A 15,779-nucleotide genomic window follows, 5' to 3' on the forward strand; every position below is an offset into this window, starting at 1 on the left:
GCTCTTTTACTCAAGGTCGCGCAATAAATTGCGCCGCTACAGATTCAGTGCATGCCGTAGCGGCGTGATTTTACGTTATTGGGTTTGAAACACGCTGTTGTCGGTAATCGCCTGTACATCAACTTTGTTTGGCAGGATATTCAACTCGCTAAACAAGTCCGACACCTTCTGCACCTTTGCCACATCATCCGGCGTCACGCCACGTACACCGTGGGAAATACGCGCAGTAATCTGCTGCGCGTCCGCCGGTTGCAGGCGCGTTAACTGCGCATACACCTCGTTATATTGCTGCGGATGCGCCAGCGCCCACTCGCGCGCTTTGGCCAGACGATGGGTGAAATCCGCAATCGCCGCGCGCTTCGCGGGATCGTCGAGCGAGCTTTGCGTGGCGGTGACAAACGACAGCGCGGTTGTCAGCCCTTTGCCGTCACGCAGCAGACGCGCGCCATGCTTTTCCGCAATACCTAAATAGGGATCGAAGGTCGCCCATGCGGTAATCTGCCCGGAGTTAAACGCCGCGCTGGCGTCGGTTGGCAACACAAAACGCACCGGCACCGTATCACGTGGCACTTTCGCCTCTTCCAACGCCTCATACAGCAAGTGCTGCGAGATACTGCCGCGCGCCGACGAGACGACAACCTGCTTGCCAGCCAAATCTTTCACGCTGTGGATCGGCGAATCGGCAGGGACGATCAGCCCGTTCGAACCGGCGTCACCGACGTTGGTGGCGATGATCTTCAGCGGCACGCCGCCCGATGCCGCCATCAGCACCGGCAAATCGCCGGCGTACGAGGTATCGACCGCACCCGCACGCTGCGCTTCAAACAGCGGCGCCGCGCCCTGGAAATTCGCCCAGCGATAGTGATAAGGCGCGTCTTTCATGACATCTGCCGCTTCGATCAGCGAACGCAGATTGCGTGCCTGATCGCCCAGCACCAGCGTGACTTTACTCAAATCAGGCGCCGCCTGACTGCCAAACGCCGCGCACAGCAGCAGCGTAGAAACTACCGGTTTTAGCCATTTCATCGGGGAGATTCTCAGAGTGCGTTGCGGTTGAGCTGGCGGATGTAAGCATCCCAGTGCAGCTGATATTTGCGATTGCGGATGCTGTTATCAAACGCCTGCGCGGCTTTCTCGGAAACGGCGTCCGGCAGAATGATCAGATCCGCGCCACCCGATTGTGCCGCCAACTGTGCCTGGCAGGCGCGCTCGAGGTAATAGAGGTTGTAGAAAGCTTCTTCAATGCTGCCGCCGCTGGTCAGCAGGCCGTGATTGCGCAGGATCAGCGCGTTAAGATCGCCGAGATCGGCAACGATGCGCTGCTGCTCGTCGAGATCCAGCGCGATACCTTCGTAATCGTGATAGCCGAGGCGATTATGGAAACGCGTGCTGTGTTGCGAAATCATCAGCAGGCCGTTTCGCTGCGCCGAAACGCCAATGCCCGCCGCGGTGTGCGTATGCAGCACCGCATGGGCATCTGGCCGCGCGCGGTGAATCGCGCTGTGAATAACAAACCCGGCAAGGTTAATTCCCAGCCCGGTTGGGTCGTCAATAATATTGCCGTCGATGTCGATTTTAACCAGCGTTTCCGCCTGGATTTCATCGAAGGTTTGTCCAAAAGCGTTGATAAGAAAGTGCGGCTGATCGCCCGGTACGCGCAGGGAAAAATGGGTGTAAATATGGTCGGTCCAGCGTAGCTTCGCCGCCAGATGATAAGCCTGCGCCAGCTTGATGCGCGCCTGCCATTCGCCTTCACTGATGCGCTGCCGTAATGATGTGACATCCAGGGTTTCCGTGCTCATTTTCGCTCCTCATTTCAGGTCAATGTGCTTACCTAACATCGTGGCATAGCGTTTTTGCCGCTGGGAAATGCCAATAACGGCAAAACAATGTCATTAAACGCAAAGTGAGATTGATCATTGACCTGTATCAGACCGGTTTATTCTTAAATCGCTACCCTACACAGCCCTGTGAAAATGGTATGCTGCTGACGCCGCAAGCGCAGCTTAAACCGACTGAGGATTGTCTGGTGCCACTGAAAAAACGACATCACGATTTTGATTGGGTCTTAATCGTTTGTGCCGGGTTGCTACCGTTGGTGCTCGGCATCCTTTGTACGGCCATCGAAGCGCGTCACACCGTCAGCCAACAGCAGATTTCTACCGCCAATACCTTGATTACTCAGGCTGAAAAGATGAGTGACAACGCCTGGAATATGATCACTGAGATGCGCCAGTATCAGTACCAGCCTTGTGCACAAATCGAAGATCAGCTGCAGCGCGCCGGTACGCTCAATCCCTATTTTCGATCCATTGGCATGCTGAAAGGCGATGACATCATTTGCTCGTCCGCCTTTGGCCTGCGGCATGGCACCCTGACCGAGATGATGATGCAGCCGCCGCCGATAACCGGCAAAGCCTGGTGGAGCATCTCGGTGCACGGAACGGTTGGCGTGCCGAATCGTCCGGCGGTGGTGTTTATGCGTCAGCTTCCCGATACCAGCGGTTTTTGGGCGGTCATCGACGGCCAATATTTGATGGATTTCATGAACGCCATTGGCGGTTCACGCGGTTACCACATGAGCCTGCAATTTAGCGGTGGCGCAGTGATCGCCAGCGGACCGGCTGACATGCAGCCAAAGCTGTATATGAAAAGTGAATCTTTTCAGGCCGACTCCAGCCGCTATCCCATCACCGTTAATGTAACCGTTCCGGCTTCTGAGCTGCTCAAAGCCTGGCGTCAGGCGCTGTTCATCTTCCTGCCGATGGCGGCGATTTTCTCGATTTTGCTGATGATCCTCACCGCCAATTGGCTGCGTCGTCGTATTTCCTGGCACGATGAGATTGGTCGCGCCATCCGCGCCCACCAGTTCTCAGTGCATTATCAGCCGGTATACAGCAATACCTTGCACGCCTGCGCCGGTGTTGAAGCCTTACTGCGCTGGCAACGGCCCAACGGCGTGATGATTCGTCCGGATATCTTTATCAGCGCCGCTGAAGCCGAAGGGATGATTGTGCCGTTGACGCAGCATCTGCTGGAGTTGATGGCCGAAGATATTCAGAGCTGGCAGGTCGAGCCCGGATTTCACCTCGGGCTGAATCTGGCGGCGGAGCATCTGCAGCATGACGATTTCGTGGCCGATATTGAATTGTTTGCTGAGCGCATCAAAGATAAACAGCTGTGCATCACGCTGGAGCTGACCGAACGCAGCCTGATTGAAGAGGGTGAAAAGGTGGCGTGTAAACTGCGTCATTTGCGCGCGCAGGGCATGAAGGTGGCGATTGATGATTTCGGTACCGGCCACTGTTCACTGACCTACCTGCTCACCTTCCCGCTGGACTACCTGAAAATCGATCGCGGCTTTATCAATGCCATTGAAGGCCTCGACGTGGAAACGCCAGTGCTGGATGCGATTATTAATCTGTGCCACAAGCTGGAACTGGATGTGCTGGGCGAAGGCGTCGAGACCGCAACACAATTTGAGTACCTGCGGCAGCGTGGTGTGATATTTATTCAGGGCTACTATTATGCCCGTCCGCTGGATAATGACCGGCTGCGTGCCTGGCTCAGCGAGCAAGGGCACAAGCCACTTCTCGTTGAGGAACATTATGAGCCTGAACTGCATCATTCTTGATGACTACCAGAACGTCGCCCAGTCGCTTGCCGATTGGGCGTCTCTCGCCCCGCTGGTGCACACCACTTCCCTGACTGAACATTTCGCCGACCAGGATGAATTGGTTAAGCGCATCGCGCACGCCGATATTTTGGTGGTTATGCGCGAACGCACGCCGCTCAGCGCCAAGCTGATTGGCCGCTTGCCCAATCTGAAAATGGTAGTCACTTCCGGCATGCGTAATGCCTCCATCGATTTACATGCCTGCGCGGAACGCTATATCGCGGTGTGCGGTACCGCCAGCAGCAGCGCGGCACCGCTGGAACTGACGTGGGGATTGTTGCTGGGATTGGCGCGCCATATCGTGCCGGAGAATCAGGCGCTGCGCAGCAACGGCGCGTGGCAGCACACCGTTGGCATGGGCCTGCAGGGCAAAACGCTGGGATTACTTGGATTGGGTAAAATCGGCGGCGAGATGGCAAAAGTGGCGCAGGCGTTTGGGATGCGCGTGTGTGCGTGGAGCCAGAATTTAACCGCCGAACGTGCCGCCGAGTGTGGCGCAGAACGTTCGCCATCGCTGGCTGCGCTGCTCAGTAGCAGCGATGTGGTGTCCATTCATCTGGTATTGAGCGAGCGCTCACGCCATTTAATTGATGCAGCGGCGCTGGCGCAGATGAAGCCCGGCGCGCTGCTGATTAACACATCGCGCGCCGGCATTGTCGATCAACAGGCGATGATCGCCGCGCTGCAATCGGGTCAGTTAGCCGGTGCGGGATTAGATGTGTTTGAACAGGAGCCGCTGCCCGCCGATCATCCGCTGCGTCAGCTACCGAACGTGCTGGCGACGCCGCATCTCGGCTATGTCGCCGACAGCAATTATCGCACCTACTTCACGCAGGCGGTGGAAGATATTCAGGGATGGTTAACGGGTGCGCCACTGCGCTCGCTGCTCTGAACGGCCTGCGCGCCGTTTTTCCGCAATGCGCAGCGCCACTTCAAGGCTGTCTTCCGCCAGCGCGCCATTCGGCACATCGCGCTGGGCATTGAGACGTTGATTAATGCGCTCCAGCGTCGGCGTTAACTGCCCCACGAACTGCTGATATTCATCAAGCTGCGTGATGGGTTGGTTACATGCGATGCTGGTTTGCGTCAACCGTTGCAGCTGACGCAAGCTCCCGGTCGCCTGGCGGGAGAGTAATCCGGCCTGACGCCAGCTTTTCAGGCGCTGCAGCAGTTCATCGGGTTGTTGCGCCAATAATGCCAGCTGCGCATCGGTTCGTTCGCCACAGTTAATCCACGCCACCGAGCTAATGGAAACGGCAGTCGTACGCTGTGCCGCAGGCACAAGATTGATAAGATTGCTTTCTACACTGTCGCTCATCGACAGCCAGGGATTCTTAAAAGACTGGGCGTTTATCCTCGACATGAACACTCCACCAAAGCACGGCGGCAGAGTATTACCCAATGTTTTGGAGCTGGCAAGCAGAGGTTGCCGCCTCGCTTAATGGTAAGTTTTTCTTATTTATGTGCGCATCAATTAGGTATGGCAATAAAGCCGCGGCATACCAGAATAATTGATTATTTGATCGCCATTGGGGAGTTGATACATCTGATAATAATCACTGTGGGATTCTCGCGCCGAGGTGAAAAGTATCTGCGCAGCGAGTGGCTCGGGCACCGTATCATCGGCCATCGCCTGCACTTTACGGGTATTCACCAGCATAAAATCGCCCTGACGATGCCAGCTACTGACAGAAACGCGATTTAAGCGATATTGGCGATCCGGCAATGTTACCGTGCCGATTAGCGTTGATGCGCCGCTACCATCCGCTTTAAAACGTGTGCGTACCGTCGCATCCAGCGTACCCGTTGGCTTCCCTTCATTATCAATGCGATAGGGAACATCACACCATTCGGGTACCACAACGGTTGGGCGGACCAACAGCACCCACGCCCAGGGAAGAATGAACGCAATAATAACAACCAATGTGAGTAATGACTTACGCATCAGGTAGCTCCTGATTAGATATCAACCATGAAATACATTCATTATTCTTTTGCTCGATGGGTTGGAGGCAAAGGAAAGCACTGCTGAAGGCACGAATGCGTGAACGGTTGATGTACAGCAACGGCGGGACTGAGCCATCCGGCAGGCGCGGTTTTAACTCGCGGAATCGGCGCATAGCATCCTGAACGACAAAAGAATCGGCAGAAAGTCTTTCATTGATAAAGACCTGCGTCTGCGCTTCCTGACCATAAAATTTAAATTGCATGCCATCATGTTCGGTTGGCGCAAACTCCTGACGGATAATCAGTGCCAGCGCCACATTTAGCAGTAATAATCCCGCCAGCACGCCACGCCACAGCCAGGATTTTTTCTTCACGGCGACCGCTTTCACAGCAGGTTCGGGCTGCACCGTGACCGGCTTTTCAGCTTCAGCAGCAGGCGTAGCGAACTCATTGAAGGATTCGACATCGACCTGCTCGGCCAGCACGCAGCCAATCAGCGGCACCTGATGTACCAATGCACCTGGCGCGTGCGCCTGCTGCGCCAGACGATTGATCTCAGCAATGGTCAACGTTAAGCGATCGGCAAAGGGGATCTCAGAAGGTTCGCGCTGAAACAGCACATGCAATGCCTGATTACGCACCAGCTTGCCTTGGGCATTGAGCACGCGACGTAATACCGCGCTTTGCAGCGGACTTAATGCCACGCGTTGAGCGGGAGAATTGAGTGGATAAAACACCTGTTGGTCGGCATCAAAACAGAGACTTTTGGCAAATAAAACAAAGCGCGCCATATGAAACCTGATTTCCAAAAAAGCAACTCACGCAAGTATATGTAGTTTCGCGAGATGGCGCACGCTTACTGCAAATCGCTGCGTGAAATTGTGGCCTTTTTTCGACGCGTTTTAAGCGCTAACAGGCCACAGCATTAGCTAAAAAATAGCCAGTTAATGGTGAGAACATGACAAATATCACACAAAATCGGTATACTCTGTCGCGGTTGGCAATCATTACTTTCCTAATAATTGCCCGGCAGGGCAGGGAAAAAGCGTTATTTCCCCGCTATGCTTTAATTTTCTCAACGCCGCGGACTGTTGGCATTGTTTGAGTCCGCAGCGTTGAGGATTTTTCGAATTCCAATACAGGGTATCTGCATGAAACTACGTAGGAAGCGTGTAAAACCTATCGGGATTGATGATGTCACCATTATCGATGACTCCCGTTTACGTAAAGCCATTACTGCGGCTTCACTGGGCAACGCGATGGAATGGTTTGATTTTGGTGTTTATGGCTTTGTGGCTTACGCGCTGGGTAAGGTGTTCTTCCCGGATGCTTCTCCAAGTGTACAGATGATCGCTGCACTGGGTACGTTCTCAGTTCCGTTCCTGATTCGTCCACTCGGTGGTTTGTTCTTCGGCATGTTGGGCGATAAATATGGTCGCCAGAAAATCCTTTCTATTACCATCGTTATCATGTCGATCAGTACCTTCTGTATCGGCTTGATACCGTCCTATGCCTCAATTGGTATTTGGGCACCGATTCTGCTGCTGTTGGCAAAAATGGCGCAGGGCTTCTCGGTCGGCGGTGAATATACCGGTGCATCGATCTTCGTTGCCGAGTACTCGCCTGACCGCAAGCGCGGCTTTATGGGCAGCTGGCTTGATTTCGGCTCCATCGCCGGTTTTGTGCTCGGTGCGGGCGTCGTGGTGCTGATCTCCACCATTATCGGTGAAGAGAAATTCCTCGAGTGGGGCTGGCGTATTCCTTTCTTTATTGCGCTGCCGCTCGGCATTATCGGTTTGTATCTGCGTCATGCCCTGGAAGAAACGCCGGCGTTCCAGCAACACGTTGACAAGCTGGAACAAGGCGACCGTGAAGGTCTGCGCGACGGCCCGAAAGTGTCGTTTAAAGAGATCGCGACCAAACACTGGAAAAGCCTGTTGGCCTGTATCGGTCTGGTGATCGCCACCAACGTGACCTATTACATGCTGCTGACCTACATGCCGAGTTACCTGTCACATAACCTGCACTACTCGGAAGATCACGGCGTGTTGATCATCATCGCTATCATGATGGGTATGTTGTTTGTGCAGCCAGTAATGGGCATGCTGAGTGACCGCTTTGGCCGTCGTCCGTTTGTCATCATCGGCAGTATCGCCCTGTTTGCCTTCGCGATTCCGGCCTTTATGCTGATTAACAGTGGCGTGTTGGGTCTGATTTTTGCCGGTCTGTTGCTGATGGCTGTGATCTTAAACGCCTTTACCGGTGTAATGGCATCCTCGCTACCTGCGATGTTCCCAACCCACATTCGCTACAGCGCATTGGCAAGTGCCTTCAATATTTCGGTACTGATTGCCGGTCTAACGCCGACATTCGCCGCTTATTTAGTGGAAGCCACCAACAATCTGTATATGCCGGCATACTACCTAATGGTTGTCGCGGTGATTGGTTTGATTACCGGTATCTTCATGAAAGAGACCGCCAATAAGCCGCTGCGCGGTGCCACGCCAGCCGCGTCGGACATGGATGAAGCACGTGAGATCCTGCAGGAGCATCACGACAACATCGAGCAGAAAATCGAAGATATTGATGACGAGATCGCCAAGCTTGAGGCGAAACGTAAAAACCTGGTGCAGCAGCATCCGGACATCAACGAGTAATCTTCCCTACTCCCGCCGCCCGGCGGGAGTTTTCGTTTCCGCACACAATCCTTCATGCGCAGCCGCGAAAAGGGGTAAACTATTGCCACTTTTTTAACCTGCATAAGTTGTAGAGCATGTCTGAATTTAATCTGATCCAGCGCCCAAGAAGGCTGCGCAAAAGCGCGTCAATGCGCGAAATGTTCCAGGAATCTCACCTCAGCATCAACGATTTGGCACTACCAATTTTCGTTGAAGAAGGCGTGGACGATTATGTGCCCATTAACGCCATGCCGGGCGTGGTGCGTATCCCCGAGAAACGTTTAGCTTATGAGATTGAACGTATTGCCAAAGCGGGCATTCGTTCAGTGATGACCTTCGGTATTTCCCACCACACCGACGCCACCGGCAGCGATGCCTGGAATGAAAACGGTTTAGTGGCGCGTATGTCGCGTATCTGCAAAGACACCGTGCCAGAAATGATCGTGATGTCTGATACCTGCTTCTGCGAATACACCAGCCACGGCCATTGCGGCGTGCTGTGCGATCACGGCGTCGATAACGACCAAACGCTGATTAACCTCGGCAAGCAAGCCGTGGTTGCGGCACAAGCCGGCGCAGACTTTATCGCTCCTTCTGCCGCGATGGATGGCCAGGTGAAAGCCATTCGCCAGGCGCTCGACGCCGCCGGCTTCACCGATACCGCCATCATGTCTTATTCGACGAAGTTCGCGTCCTCCTTCTACGGCCCGTTCCGTGAAGCCGCAGGCACCGCGCTGAAAGGCGATCGTAAGACTTACCAGATGAATCCGATGAACCGCCGTGAAGCGCTGCGCGAGTCGCTGCTTGATGAAGCGGAAGGTGCAGATTCTCTGATGGTAAAACCGGCTGGCGCTTACCTCGATATCCTGCGCGATATCCGCGAACGCACCACGCTGCCGCTCGCTGCGTACCAGGTGAGCGGTGAGTACGCGATGATCAAATTCGCCGCGCAGGCGGGTGCCATCGACGAACGTAATGTGGTTCTGGAGAGCCTTGGCGCGATTAAACGTGCCGGCGCGGATCTCATTTTCAGCTATTTTGCCCTTGATCTCGCTGAGCAAAAAGTGCTCTGATTATCGTTACGCCTGGCATCGGACATCGCATACCGTTGCCAGGCGCTTTCAGCCTTTGTGGCTTAAATACCAGTGTTTCTGTAATTCCATAATTAATAAGAGTAACGCGATGAAAGCACCTGCACTGCCTGCGGACGAGTCATATCGTCTGGCCCAGTTACGTGCGCTCAACATTCTGCACACGCCTGCCGAAGAGCGTTTCGACCGTTTAACCCGCCTTGCCCGTCGTTTGTTTGGTGTACCCGTTGCGCTGGTCAGCCTGCTGGAAGAGGACCATCAGTGGTTCAAATCCACTGCGGGTTCAAGCGATACCACCTCACCGCGCAATACCTCTTTCTGTGGCCACGCCGTGCTGCAGGATGATGTGATGGTGGTGGAAAACGCGCTTGATGACGAGCGCTTCTTCGATAATCCACTGGTTAAAAATGCCGAAAATCCGGTGCGTTTCTACGCCGGTTGCCCATTGCGCACGCCGGCTGGTGCGAAAGTCGGCACCTTGTGCATTATCGATCATCATGCGCGCCAGTTCGATGCGGATGATATCCATACATTGCGTGATTTAGCCGCAATGGCGGAAGCGGAGCTGGTGGCGTTCCAGACCGCAACATCCGATGAACTGACGCAAATCACCAACCGCCGTGGCTTTATGACGCTCGGCCAGCTGGCGCTGAATGAGTGCCAGCTGAAGCAGTTACCGGCCAGCCTGACTTTCCTCGATCTCGATCGCTTTAAAGCCATTAACGATACGCTCGGTCATCGCGAAGGCGACCGCGCATTAATGGACTTTGCCAACGCCATGAAGGTGAGTTTCCGCCATGCGGATATCTTTGCCCGTTTGGGCGGCGACGAATTTGTGGTGCTGTTTAATGGCTTGCAGCAAGCCGATGCCGAAGGTGTGTTGGCGCGCTTTGATGGTTTCCTGCAACAGCAAACCCAGAATCTGGAGCGCCGCTACGCTTTGCACTTCTCATCGGGCATTGTTGAGTTCGATCCCGATCATCCGCAGTCGCTGGAACAGCTGCTGGAAGGTAGCGACGAACGGATGTACGCCGCTAAGAACGGGAAAAAGAAGCTGAGTTGATTGTGGGTCGCCATGAATGGCGACCCTGCAATTAATGACCCACTAAATCCGTGATCAATGCCTGATTAAACGTCTGCGGTTCTTCCATCTGCGGCGCGTGCCCCATGCCCGGGAATTCGATTAAGCGTGCGCCGGGAATCAGCTGCGCCACCTGCTTACCCAATACATTGTAATGCCCGAGTTTTGCTTTCACTTCCGGCGGCGCGATATCACTGCCAATCGCCGTGGTATCTGCGGTGCCAATCATCAACGTGGTCGGCACGCGCAGATCTTTAAACTCGTAATACACCGGCTGAGTGAAAATCATGTCGTAGATTAGCGCCGAGTTCCACGCCACTTTCTTGTGACCTGGCCCACTATTTAGCCCGGCCAGCATATCGACCCATTTGTCATACTCCGGCTTCCACTGGCCGCTGTAATATGTCTGCTGTTCATATTTCTTGATGCCCGCCGCATCCAGCTTGAGTTCACGCTGATACCACTGATCCACCGAGCGCCACGGCGCGCCTTTGGCTTTCCAGTCTTCTAAGCCGATGGGATTGACCAGCACCAGCTTCTGCGTTTGTCTGGGATACATCAGCGCATAACGCGTCGCCAGCATGCCGCCGGTCGAGTGCCCAACCATAATGGCGTTGTCGATACCCAGCTGCTGCAACAGTTGATGGGTGTTCTGTGCCAGTTGCTGGAAGGTGTATTGATAGTTAGCTGGTTTAGTTGAGCTGCAGAAGCCAATCTGATCTGGCGCGATGACGCGATACCCTTTCTGGCTCAGCGCTTTGATGGTGTCATCCCAGGTTGCGCCACAGAAGTTCTTGCCGTGCATCAGCACCACGGTTTCACCGTTGGTCTGCTGCGTAGGTTTGACATCCATATAACCCATACTCAGCGCTTGCTGCTGCGAGGAGAAGTTAAAGTGCTGCAGCGGATAGGGATAGCTAAAGCCTTCGAGCTGTTCACCATACACATTGGCGGCGAGCGCCGGAGCAACAGCGCCTAATGCCACTGATGCCAGAATCACGGCAAGTGACTGTTTTGGCTTGAAACGAAAACCCATTAGGTGATTCCTCAACAGTGAAAACCTTCAGTGTGGCACGTTAATCCGCGTTAAGTATTGATGAGGTGTGCCGCCAGAAAGCACACCTTTTACTATTAAGCGCCGCGAAGCGATGAAAAATTTGAGTTAATAATAACGCCCGTTATTACGATAAATACTCAACACCATCACAACAAGAAAACCTGTAAATTCACGAAAACCAAGACCGGTCTTGATGACAAATATTAAAACAGCCAAATAACCAGAAAACTTTACATTAATTGCAGATTGGAAAGATTAATTAAATTACACTCTGCCACTGTTAATGGAGGACTATGATGACACAGCAAAAATATAATGAAGGGGTAATTGATTCGGTAACCGAATGGATTATGGCTAACCTGGATCAACGTTTAACGATTGATGATATTGCACTGAAGTCTGGCTATTCGAAATGGTATTTACAGAAACTGTTCGCCCGCTATCACAATGAGACGCTGGCACGCTACATCCGAAAAAAGAAACTGGCTCATTGCATTAATGACTTAAAAGACAGCAATGTGCCAATTATCAGCCTGGCAGTGAAATATCATTTTGAAAGCCAGCAATCTTTCACGCGCTCATTTAAACATGTGCTGGGCTGCACGCCTCTTTATTGCCGTAAGCGCCAGCTGGATGAGGAAGCCAAACTTGCAATGCGTGAAAGTAGCGATCCCTGTGTGCTTTGCCGTCAGGCGGGATTTGACGCCACGGAACGCAATAAAGCAATTATCACGCCTGCGGTACGTAACGATAAATATATGCCGCGAATTGGTTGTGCGATGCGTTGATAAATAATTGACTCTTTTTTGGCGCCATTTGACGCCAACAGACTTCTTCATTCCAATTCATGAACGCTTTAATTGAATAGAAACGGATGGCATACCATCCGTTTCTCAATTAGTAACTCGATTTATTCAGCGCATTTACGCTCTTTTTAAAATGCGCGAGCCGATTATCCAGCGCATCGGTATACAGCATGGTATCCACACCGACGGCAACGAAATTAGCTCCCCAATGAATAGCGCGTTCCGCCATCTCCAGATTAACCGCCAGAAAACCGGCCGCTTTTCCTGCGCTGCGGATGCGTTTGATACTCTGCTCAATCACTTTCTGCACTTCAGGATGCCCGGCATTATCGGGATAGCCCAATGAGGCTGATAAATCAGCCGGACCAATAAAGATTCCGTCAACGCCCTCAACCTCCAGCAACGCATCGAGATTATCAATCGCCGTTTTGCTTTCGGCCTGAATCAGCAGGCATAACTCTTCATTGGCGCACGCCATATAATTTTCCACGCGCCCCCAACGTGCCGCCCGCGCCACGCCTGCGCCGACGCCGCGCGTGCCGTAAGGCGGATAGCGCGTCGCCTTCACCAGCGCCTGTGCCTGCTCAGCGGTATCGATCATCGGCACCAGCAAGGTGCGCGCACCGATATCCAGCACCTGCTTAATCAGTGCGGTCTGGAATTCGATTGGCCGTATCACCGGCTGGCTGCGATAAGGCGCAACGGCCTGCAATTGATGATAGAGATCCTGTACGGTATTCGGGGCGTGTTCGCCATCTATCAATAACCAGTCGTAGCCGCTGGTGGCAGCAATTTCGGCCAGATACGACGATGTGCTGCTCAGCCACAAACCAATCTGCGTTTCGCCTTTCGCCAATCCGGCTTTGAAGGGATTATTTAACGGATCCTGCATAGCTGCTCCTTACTTAATGACTTGGCTGCTGAGAGTGTGGCAACTGACGCTCCACTTTCAGGCTGAGGATAATGAGTGAACCGATGGCGGCAATCAGCGCCAGCGCCAGCAATCCGGCAGCGCTGCTGTTAAAGTGCATTTCGGCATTTACGCGAATCAGCGGCGCCAGAAAGCCGCCCACGGCGCCAAACAAATTGACGAAGCCGATGCCCGCCGCCAGCGCAGTGCCAGAAAGCAGCTGCGTCGGCATGGTCCAGAACACCGGCTGCACGGCAATAAAACCCACCGCCGCGACGCTAAGCGCAATGATGGCCAACAGCGGCGAAACCAATCCGGACAAACCAATCCCGGCAGCAGCAGCCAGCAAGGTGAACGCCGCGACCCGGCGACGCTCGCCGCTGCGGTCGGAATAGCGCGGAATCAGCCAGGTGCCAAACAGCGCGGCCACCCACGGAATGGCCGCCACCAGCGAGGCGAGGAAACCGACTTTGGTGCCCAACAACGCTGCGACCTGAGAAGGCAGGAAGAAAATCAGGCCATAAACCGCTATCTGAATGGTCATATAGATAATGGCGAGCTGCCAGACGCGACCATTGCGCAGCGCATCACGCAGATGTGAAGTCGGCTTCTGCTGCTCTTCGCTCTCCAGCTGACGTTGCAGCGCCCGCTTCTCCTCGGCGCTGAGAAAACGCGCTTTCGCCGGTGTGTCGTCGATATAGCTGAAAGTGAAAACGCCGGCTGCCACCGCCAGTAATCCTTCAATGATAAACATCCAGAACCAGCCGGGATGGCCTAGCACGCCGTGCATTTCCAGCAGTGCGCCAGAGAGCGGTGAACCCAGCGTCAACGCCAACGGCGCGCCCATGTAGAACAGTCCCATGACGCTAGCGCGCTGCTGTTGCGGGAACCACAGCGAGGTCAGATAAATCATGCCCGGGAAGAAACCCGCCTCAGCTGCGCCGAGCAAGGTACGCACCAGCAGGAATTTGGCTTCGGTATCAGCAAATGCCATCGCCGCCGAAAGTAATCCCCACAGCAGCGTGGTGCCGCCAATCCAGCTGCGCGCGCCAAAGCGTCGCATCAGCAAATTGGCCGGCACGCCAAGCAGCGCGTACACCACAAAGAAGATCCCAGCCCCTAACGCGTAAGCTTCATTACTCAGGCCGGTATCGAGTTGATATGCCTCTTTGGCGAAACCAATGTTGGCGCGATCGAGAAACGCCAGCACGTAGAGCATCAACATGAAAGGAATAAGACGTGCGCGATTCTTTTTAACCGCGCTTAACACCAGATTATCCATGGTAAACCCTCACGCAGGGCTGCGACGCGTCGCCGCAGCCGCTGCGATTAGTGTTGATAAGGACGCTTCAGTCCATCGCGATTCAGTTCCACGCCGAAGCCCGGTTTATCCAGCACCGATTTGTGCATGCGACCGTTAACCGGCACCGGTTCGTTGATCAGCAGCGGATCAAACTGCGGGCGCAGCGTGCTGCAATCCGGGCTGGTCATCAGGAATTCACTGAATGGGCTGTTGGTGAAGGTGATCACCGCGTGATGCGAGTAAACCGAGGAGCCGTGCGGCACCACTAACTGGCCGCGTGATTTCGCCAGCGCCGCCACTTCCACCAGCGTGGTCAGGCCGCCGCACCAACCGACATCGGGCTGCAAAATATCGATGCCGGTTTCAGCCAGCGTGCGGAATGATTGCAGCGTGCCGTGATGTTCGCCGCTGGTGATCAACATGCCCTGCGGCGCTTGCTGTTTCATCTGGGCGTATCCTTCGAACTGCTGCGGCGGCAAACACTCTTCCAGCCACTTGACGTTATAAGGTGCGCAGGCGTGGGCCAGCCTGGTGGCGAAATTGACGTCCTGGCTCATCCAGCAATCAAGCATCAGCCAGAAATCCGGGCCGCAACTTTCGCGATAGTGAGCGATGCGCGCCACCTCTTTACGGATGCCTTCATCGCCATCGTGCGGTCCCCACTGCACCGCCATTTTGCCGCCGATAAAGCCCATCTGCTGCGCCAGATCCGGACGTGCGCCGGTGGCGTAAAACTGCAGTTCATCGCGTACCGCGCCGCCCAGCAGTTTGTACACCGGCAGATCGGTGACTTTGCCGAACAAATCCCACAACGCCAAATCGACACATGAAATGGTGTTCATCACCAGGCCGCCCGATCCGGCGTAATACAGGGTGGCGTTCATCATCTGGTCGTGAATCAGTTTGATGTCGCTGACGCAGCGTCCTTCAAGGAAGCGGTTGAGATGCTTTTCCACGATGAAGCAGCCCATTTCGCCTCCGGTGGTAATGGCGAAACCGGTTTGACCGTTATCGGCTTCGACTTCGACAATTAGCGTGCCTAACACGTTGATGCCAAAGGATTGACGCGACTGCTCATACTGCTTGTATTTGCTCATGGGCGTGGCGACGTGGTCATCAATCCAGTGATTGGCACCTTGATCGTGGTAATCGCCGCCAGCCGCTGCTTTATCCGCGGTAGCGCCACCGGCAAAGTAGGCGCGGACAGTTTTAATTTTAGGTAGGGACATG

15 protein-coding genes are annotated in these 15,779 nt (G+C 54.3%); 6 read left to right on the forward strand and 9 right to left on the reverse strand.

Annotation, left to right across the window (positions count from 1 at the left end; translation table 11 throughout):
• Positions 1-75: 75 nt before the first annotated feature.
• Together AAF463_RS18195 and AAF463_RS18200 are read right to left on the reverse strand one after the other, a co-directional pair.
• The gene (locus tag AAF463_RS18195) at positions 76-1,026 is read right to left on the reverse strand and encodes an ABC transporter substrate-binding protein (protein WP_350261235.1); all 951 of its coding nucleotides are present in this window, start codon (positions 1,024-1,026) and stop codon (positions 76-78) included.
• 11 nt (positions 1,027-1,037) lie between these two features.
• Entirely contained in the window at positions 1,038-1,802 is a 765-nt protein-coding gene (locus tag AAF463_RS18200) for a class II aldolase/adducin family protein (RefSeq protein ID WP_101762706.1), read from the reverse strand.
• 227 nt (positions 1,803-2,029) lie between these two features.
• Between AAF463_RS18200 and AAF463_RS18205 the strand changes: the two genes are divergently transcribed.
• Complete coding sequence (locus AAF463_RS18205; RefSeq protein WP_350261236.1) at positions 2,030-3,634, forward strand: EAL domain-containing protein; 1,605 nt, start codon at positions 2,030-2,032, stop codon at positions 3,632-3,634.
• On the forward strand, positions 3,609-4,568 hold the full coding sequence (locus AAF463_RS18210) for a D-2-hydroxyacid dehydrogenase family protein (RefSeq protein WP_350261237.1): 960 nt from the start codon (positions 3,609-3,611) through the stop codon (positions 4,566-4,568). Before AAF463_RS18205 ends, AAF463_RS18210 begins: the two co-directional genes overlap by 26 nt.
• On the opposite strand, the gene AAF463_RS18215 is transcribed toward AAF463_RS18210, so the two are convergent.
• The 3 genes from AAF463_RS18215 to AAF463_RS18225 form a co-directional block, all read right to left on the reverse strand.
• On the reverse strand, positions 4,536-5,039 hold the full coding sequence (locus AAF463_RS18215; protein WP_350261238.1) for a hypothetical protein: 504 nt from the start codon (positions 5,037-5,039) through the stop codon (positions 4,536-4,538). The two genes, AAF463_RS18210 and AAF463_RS18215, sit on opposite strands and share 33 nt — an antisense overlap.
• Before the next feature lie 111 nt (positions 5,040-5,150).
• A complete protein-coding gene (locus AAF463_RS18220) occupies positions 5,151-5,621 on the reverse strand; it encodes a hypothetical protein (protein WP_101762709.1) in 471 nt (156 codons plus the stop codon).
• Positions 5,614-6,414 carry a hypothetical protein gene (locus AAF463_RS18225; protein WP_350261239.1) on the reverse strand — a complete coding sequence of 267 codons (801 nt, stop codon included), beginning with the start codon at positions 6,412-6,414 and terminating at the stop codon, positions 5,614-5,616. Before AAF463_RS18225 ends, AAF463_RS18220 begins: the two co-directional genes overlap by 8 nt.
• A 360-nt stretch (positions 6,415-6,774) precedes the next feature.
• On the opposite strand from AAF463_RS18225, the gene proP reads away from it, so the two are divergent.
• The 3 genes from proP to AAF463_RS18240 all read left to right on the forward strand — a co-directional run bounded on the left by proP (position 6,775) and on the right by AAF463_RS18240 (position 10,455).
• Positions 6,775-8,280, forward strand: a complete 1,506-nt coding sequence (gene proP / locus AAF463_RS18230) for a glycine betaine/L-proline transporter ProP (protein WP_101762711.1) — start codon at positions 6,775-6,777, stop codon at positions 8,278-8,280.
• A gap of 116 nt (positions 8,281-8,396) precedes the next feature.
• Positions 8,397-9,374, forward strand: a complete 978-nt coding sequence (gene hemB / locus AAF463_RS18235; protein ID WP_101762712.1) for a porphobilinogen synthase — start codon at positions 8,397-8,399, stop codon at positions 9,372-9,374.
• Positions 9,375-9,483: 109 nt separating this feature from the next.
• On the forward strand, positions 9,484-10,455 hold the full coding sequence (locus AAF463_RS18240; RefSeq protein ID WP_350261240.1) for a sensor domain-containing diguanylate cyclase: 972 nt from the start codon (positions 9,484-9,486) through the stop codon (positions 10,453-10,455).
• Positions 10,456-10,486: 31 nt separating this feature from the next.
• On the opposite strand, the gene AAF463_RS18245 is transcribed toward AAF463_RS18240, so the two are convergent.
• Complete coding sequence (locus AAF463_RS18245; RefSeq protein ID WP_350261241.1) at positions 10,487-11,509, reverse strand: alpha/beta hydrolase; 1,023 nt, start codon at positions 11,507-11,509, stop codon at positions 10,487-10,489.
• Positions 11,510-11,826: 317 nt separating this feature from the next.
• Here AAF463_RS18245 and AAF463_RS18250 point away from each other — a divergent pair, with 317 nt between their 5' ends.
• Positions 11,827-12,318 carry a helix-turn-helix domain-containing protein gene (locus AAF463_RS18250; protein WP_222235108.1) on the forward strand — a complete coding sequence of 164 codons (492 nt, stop codon included), beginning with the start codon at positions 11,827-11,829 and terminating at the stop codon, positions 12,316-12,318.
• 109 nt (positions 12,319-12,427) lie between these two features.
• Here the strand turns inward: AAF463_RS18250 and yfaU are convergent, their stop codons facing one another.
• From yfaU to rhmD, 3 genes are read right to left on the reverse strand one after another with little or no spacing between them, the layout of a single operon-like run.
• Positions 12,428-13,228, reverse strand: a complete 801-nt coding sequence (gene yfaU / locus AAF463_RS18255) for a 2-keto-3-deoxy-L-rhamnonate aldolase (RefSeq protein WP_350261242.1) — start codon at positions 13,226-13,228, stop codon at positions 12,428-12,430.
• Between the two features lie 13 nt (positions 13,229-13,241).
• Positions 13,242-14,528, reverse strand: coding sequence for an MFS transporter (locus tag AAF463_RS18260; RefSeq protein WP_350261243.1), 1,287 nt, complete (start codon positions 14,526-14,528; stop codon positions 13,242-13,244).
• Positions 14,529-14,575: 47 nt separating this feature from the next.
• Positions 14,576-15,778, reverse strand: a complete 1,203-nt coding sequence (rhmD, locus tag AAF463_RS18265; RefSeq protein WP_217549878.1) for an L-rhamnonate dehydratase — start codon at positions 15,776-15,778, stop codon at positions 14,576-14,578.
• Between the last annotated feature and the right edge of the window lies 1 nt (position 15,779).

It is taken from the genome of Pantoea sp. BJ2, assembly GCF_040255075.1.
GTDB classification, from domain to species: domain Bacteria; phylum Pseudomonadota; class Gammaproteobacteria; order Enterobacterales; family Enterobacteriaceae; genus Pantoea; species Pantoea leporis.

What these genes read in the sequence shown, in the direction of transcription:
- AAF463_RS18250 (WP_222235108.1), top strand. Translation starts at nt 11,827, where the DNA reads ATGACACAGCAAAAATATAATGAAGGGGTAATTGATTCGGTAACCGAA.
- yfaU (WP_350261242.1), bottom strand. Translation starts at nt 13,228, where the DNA reads ATGCAGGATCCGTTAAATAATCCCTTCAAAGCCGGATTGGCGAAAGGC.
- AAF463_RS18200 (WP_101762706.1), bottom strand. Translation starts at nt 1,802, where the DNA reads ATGAGCACGGAAACCCTGGATGTCACATCATTACGGCAGCGCATCAGT.
- AAF463_RS18195 (WP_350261235.1), bottom strand. Translation starts at nt 1,026, where the DNA reads ATGAAATGGCTAAAACCGGTAGTTTCTACGCTGCTGCTGTGCGCGGCG.
- AAF463_RS18245 (WP_350261241.1), bottom strand. Translation starts at nt 11,509, where the DNA reads ATGGGTTTTCGTTTCAAGCCAAAACAGTCACTTGCCGTGATTCTGGCA.
- AAF463_RS18220 (WP_101762709.1), bottom strand. Translation starts at nt 5,621, where the DNA reads ATGCGTAAGTCATTACTCACATTGGTTGTTATTATTGCGTTCATTCTT.
- AAF463_RS18240 (WP_350261240.1), top strand. Translation starts at nt 9,484, where the DNA reads ATGAAAGCACCTGCACTGCCTGCGGACGAGTCATATCGTCTGGCCCAG.
- proP (WP_101762711.1), top strand. Translation starts at nt 6,775, where the DNA reads ATGAAACTACGTAGGAAGCGTGTAAAACCTATCGGGATTGATGATGTC.
- AAF463_RS18215 (WP_350261238.1), bottom strand. Translation starts at nt 5,039, where the DNA reads ATGTCGAGGATAAACGCCCAGTCTTTTAAGAATCCCTGGCTGTCGATG.
- AAF463_RS18225 (WP_350261239.1), bottom strand. Translation starts at nt 6,414, where the DNA reads ATGGCGCGCTTTGTTTTATTTGCCAAAAGTCTCTGTTTTGATGCCGAC.
- hemB (WP_101762712.1), top strand. Translation starts at nt 8,397, where the DNA reads ATGTCTGAATTTAATCTGATCCAGCGCCCAAGAAGGCTGCGCAAAAGC.
- AAF463_RS18210 (WP_350261237.1), top strand. Translation starts at nt 3,609, where the DNA reads ATGAGCCTGAACTGCATCATTCTTGATGACTACCAGAACGTCGCCCAG.
- AAF463_RS18260 (WP_350261243.1), bottom strand. Translation starts at nt 14,528, where the DNA reads ATGGATAATCTGGTGTTAAGCGCGGTTAAAAAGAATCGCGCACGTCTT.
- rhmD (WP_217549878.1), bottom strand. Translation starts at nt 15,778, where the DNA reads ATGTCCCTACCTAAAATTAAAACTGTCCGCGCCTACTTTGCCGGTGGC.